We start from the raw sequence: 4,229 nt of genomic DNA on the forward strand, positions 1-4,229 counted from the left end.
TTCGCTTAAGACAATTTAAACGTGACGTGCGTAAGGCGGAATAGCGCGGTAAAAATATGAATAAGCTGCTAATTGAAGAAAAACCATTACCAAGACATTACTGTGACCACCCACTAAAAGGCGATTGGGTAGAATGTCATGAGTCTGATGAGTGCACAGAGAGGTTGAGAGGTAGTAGCCTCTCATTAAAAAACAAAGTTTGTAAGTAAAAACCTATCCTTATTGCCAATATTCTGAAATTGTTTTACTAATGAGGTATCGTTGATCGTCTACGCAGCGATCACAAGGGATTAAAAGCCCTAAGTTCTAAAAAATTATCTCACTATGTGAGCATTCCCGGGTTCCGGGAGCTTTTGTTATGTCTAAGTGCTATAAGCACTAAAAGCAAAAGGCTGAGCCAAGTTTCAGCTCTTTCAACTCCCGGAATACCAATGCGAGGTCGCTCGCAAATGGAGGGGATACAAAGTGCAAACCAAAAATCCACATTTTAATGACATTTCTATAGGTAAAAAAATTCGCTTCAGAAGGAGATCATTTAATATCTTAAATATTAATGTTTATTTTTTATGATGTAATTTTTAATAAGACAATTTAGAAAAACACCGCCATCTACTTCTGGTTCAATTGCAAGTGTTAATCGTACTGTTTTTAAACTACGTCGTCTATGTCCACTACTACGTTTTAGTTCTACACTATGACGTGTCGTAAATCCATTATAATGAAACTTCAGTTCTTTTTGTCATGTTACTTTATCTTTAATAAATTTTCGTTATCCAATACTTTCACAACGGCGTTAGCAAAAAACTAGGAATACTAGCTTTTTCTAACGTTTTCTCTATATGCTATCCTTCGCGATTATTTAAGGTATTGGTCATAGAAAATACGATACGAAAAGGGATTTCTCTTTTTAAAAACTGACTCTGTTGTTTTATTAAAGCAATGGCCTTTCCTACCTGATATCCATCAAGTTGTCTTTTTCTCATAGGAATTAAAACTAAATCAGCTTTCCCTATAGCAAAAGAAGCAGCAGAGCAAGCTAATGATGATCAAACAGTATGGGAGCAGCTACATCAGGGGTTGGGATGCGATTTGTCCGTGACTTAGAAAGAGGTAAAGAATCTTTTCAAGTTGAAAAAACCATGCATGTGCTTGCAATGCTAGGTCTTGATATTACAATTGAAAATGAAAAATTATGACCCGTACCTTTGACGTTTATTTGCACATTCATAGGAAATTCCTTGTCTGTAATTTGTCTTGAAACATTAATCGAATGATTAAAGCTGAATGCCATAAGATAAAGGTATAATTTAAATATGGATATGTCAGCTGTGAACATAATGAATTGTAAAATGAATGCTTTTACATACCGGCATGTGTATACCCTATTATACTTTATTATATAGTACTCTATTCTATAGTAAGATATAATATTATATCTTATAGTAACCATTAATCCTTAATGGATTGAGGGTATAGGAAGAGTGAAAAATCAACTAAATTTTGAATTATAAGTTATATTAACGTATAATTTAGTATCTTATTATAGCATAAGATATAATAGCGTATGGTATCATACCTTATAATATCCTATTACCGAGGAATAAAATGCCTGTTATCTCATTTGCTAATTCAAAAGGGGGAAGTGGAAAAACAACATCTGCTTTAATCTTAGCTTGTGAACTTGCACAAGTAAAACCTGTTACAATTATAGATGCAGATCCGCGCCATCCTATCACCACTTGGTCTGAATTGCCAGGTAAGCCAGATAATCTTACTGTCATTACTAATGAATCAGAAAAAACTATTTTGGATGAAATAGAAATTGCTTCAGTTAGAGATCCATTCGTAATTGTTGATCTAGAAGGTACAGCCTCACGCTTAACGAGTTATGCCATTAGTCAATCTGATTTTGTAATTGTTCCTATGAAGGAACAACAACAAGACGCTATAGCAGCTATTGAAATTATAAAAGAAATTCATAGAGATATGAAAGCTGTACGGCGTCTTATCTCTTATGCTGTTTTGTTCACTCAATCTAAAGTCGTTGCAAAATCCAGAACTGCTCGTTTTATATCATCTCAATTTAGAAAAAATCCAGAACTTGATGTTTTTGAAACAGAAATCCATGAACGTGATGCCTTTTCTGCAATTTTTGCAATAGGAGGTTCACATCGTAACCTTAATCCCAAAGAAGTCAATAATTTAGAAACTGCGATTGGTAATGCTGAAGCATTTGTTGCGGAAGTTATTACAAAGCTACAACAAGTTAAACAGAAAGGAAACTAAAGAATGAGTACAGAAAGAAAACCATTAAAATTTTCAGAACTTGATGTTTTTAAACCGCGACAAACTAAATCTGCCTTAAATACTGTAAAACGTAAAGAAATAGATAGGGCAGTAACCTTTCCAAGTCGTGAACAATCAGATGAGGCACAGATAAATATCAAAGCTAGCATAGTTACAATTAATCGTTTTAAATCTATGGCTAAAAAAGAGCGCTATCGCCATGGTGAGTTTTTAGAAATATTAATGGATGCTTATAAGCAGAGCGATTAGCATTGTATACATTGCTTTCTGTTTTTCAGGTTTAAGTTGTCTTAAATTTACATTTAAGTTTATTATATCTTTAGTATTATATTATAAGGTATAATACTATAAGATAAGGTATCCTATTATATCTCTTTTGCACATGCTTGAATTAAAGACAGTTAAATTTGTGCTATTGGAGCGTGGAAGAAGTCTTTACCAAGATATTAGAAATTCATATTAATGCCTTATAATTATTCACTAAACGTAAGAACATTAAACCAATGATCACTATGCCCTGAGCCTTAAAATTAAGGTAGGCTATACCAAATTGCACGCCCTTTTCCATGACGCATCAACAGACCTTTTTCCACTAATGATGTAAAGGTTACTTTAAGAGTATTAGGACTTGCACCAATTTCACGTACCATATTACGTGTTGTCACACGTCCATGATTATGGACATAATCAAGAATATTGAGAGCCAATTCAGATAAAGAAAAAAGAGCTTTTTTTTCACTCTCTATTTTTATTTCTAATTGGCGTTTTTGTTCCTGTAGAGCACGTAAAAAAAAGAGTATCCAAGGTTCCCAATTAGGAGTTGAGGTATAAATTGTTTTTTGAGTTTGCTTCAAAGCTAAATAGTAGCTTTCTTTATTATTCTCAATAATCCTTTCAAGTGATGAATAAGGTACATAAACATAACCTTTTTGTAACAAAAGCAAGGTGGTTAAGACATGGCTTAAACGCCAGTTTCCATCTTGAAAAGGATGAATAGCTAAAAAAGTGACCTTAAAAATAGCAATTGCAATTAAAGGATGAAGCTCTTTTAATTCACTTGTTTTATTGAACCATTTAATAAGTTCTTGCATTCGATCTGGTATATCAGATGGTGTAGCCGTTTCAAAAACGATACCGCCCCTTTTTCCTTTTGACTTAAAAGCTGCCACATCATTACGTAAAATCTTATATTTCCCTCGATGTCGTTTATCTTTATTGCTGTATGATAAAAGATCACGATGAAGTTGTTTAATATAATTTTCTGTAATTGAAATATTTCTCCAAGATTGAAAAATTGTTTCCATAACCTTGGCATAACCAATAACTTCTTGTTCATCACAACTGTTCAAACGTTTAATTTCTAAATTTTTCAACAGTGTTTCAATCTCATGGTCTGTTAATTTTCTCCCTTCAATACGAGTAGAAGAACCAATACTTTCAACAGTAGCCATATGGCGAAGAGCCTTCAATCTTTCAGGAGCAAGAGTACCAAGAGCGCGCCATTCTCCTTTAAACTCAGCAATCTCAGCAATAAGAACCAATAATTCTTGTGTGATTTGAAATGTATTTGTTTGCATACCGGAACATATACCTGATTATACCTAATTACAATACAAATTCTCTTTTTTTGCAATTATTGATCTATTTAAGGTTTTCAGAACTTCCTTTAATTCTGATTTTAACGAAGAACTTTTTTCTTCTTGGTTTGTTTTGTGCTTTTTTTCTAGGTCTAAAGGATTTATTTCTTGCTGGTCTGAATGTTTGACTAAAGCGAACAAAGACCATTCTAGATAGAGTTCTCCTCGCTTTTCTTTCTCAATCATGCCGCGCAGATATCCTCCTGGGGATTTTACAATTCCTCTAGCATATTTTTCACAAATAACTCCAATAGCGAGAGCAGTTTTTTTAATTCCCATGTATTT

The 4,229-nt window shown here is 33.3% G+C and carries 6 protein-coding genes; 3 read left to right on the top strand and 3 right to left on the bottom strand.

The window, feature by feature from the left end:
• Positions 1–842: 842 nt before the first annotated feature.
• Entirely contained in the window at positions 843–983 is a 141-nt protein-coding gene (locus MCY_RS10155; RefSeq protein WP_019224579.1) for a hypothetical protein, read from the bottom strand.
• Between the two features lie 72 nt (positions 984–1,055).
• On the opposite strand from MCY_RS10155, the gene MCY_RS09740 reads away from it, so the two are divergent.
• The 3 genes from MCY_RS09740 (at position 1,056) to MCY_RS08770 (ending at position 2,556) form a co-directional block, all read left to right on the top strand.
• Positions 1,056–1,196, top strand: coding sequence for a helix-turn-helix domain-containing protein (locus MCY_RS09740; protein ID WP_007348021.1), 141 nt, complete (start codon positions 1,056–1,058; stop codon positions 1,194–1,196).
• 409 nt (positions 1,197–1,605) lie between these two features.
• A complete protein-coding gene (locus tag MCY_RS08765) occupies positions 1,606–2,286 on the top strand; it encodes a ParA family protein (protein WP_007348022.1) in 681 nt (226 codons plus the stop codon).
• A 3-nt stretch (positions 2,287–2,289) separates the two neighbouring features.
• A complete protein-coding gene (locus MCY_RS08770) occupies positions 2,290–2,556 on the top strand; it encodes a hypothetical protein (protein WP_007348023.1) in 267 nt (88 codons plus the stop codon).
• A 281-nt stretch (positions 2,557–2,837) separates the two neighbouring features.
• Here the strand turns inward: MCY_RS08770 and MCY_RS08775 are convergent, their stop codons facing one another.
• Positions 2,838–3,884 (bottom strand): Fic family protein, encoded by a 1,047-nt coding sequence (locus MCY_RS08775; protein WP_007348024.1) that lies wholly within the window; start codon positions 3,882–3,884, stop codon positions 2,838–2,840.
• Between the two features lie 24 nt (positions 3,885–3,908).
• Positions 3,909–4,229: replication initiation protein RepC (gene repC / locus MCY_RS08780; protein ID WP_007348025.1), on the bottom strand; the 321-nt coding region annotated here is incomplete at its 5' end.

It is taken from the genome of Bartonella rattimassiliensis 15908 (genome assembly GCF_000278215.1).
GTDB classification, from domain to species: domain Bacteria; phylum Pseudomonadota; class Alphaproteobacteria; order Rhizobiales; family Rhizobiaceae; genus Bartonella; species Bartonella rattimassiliensis.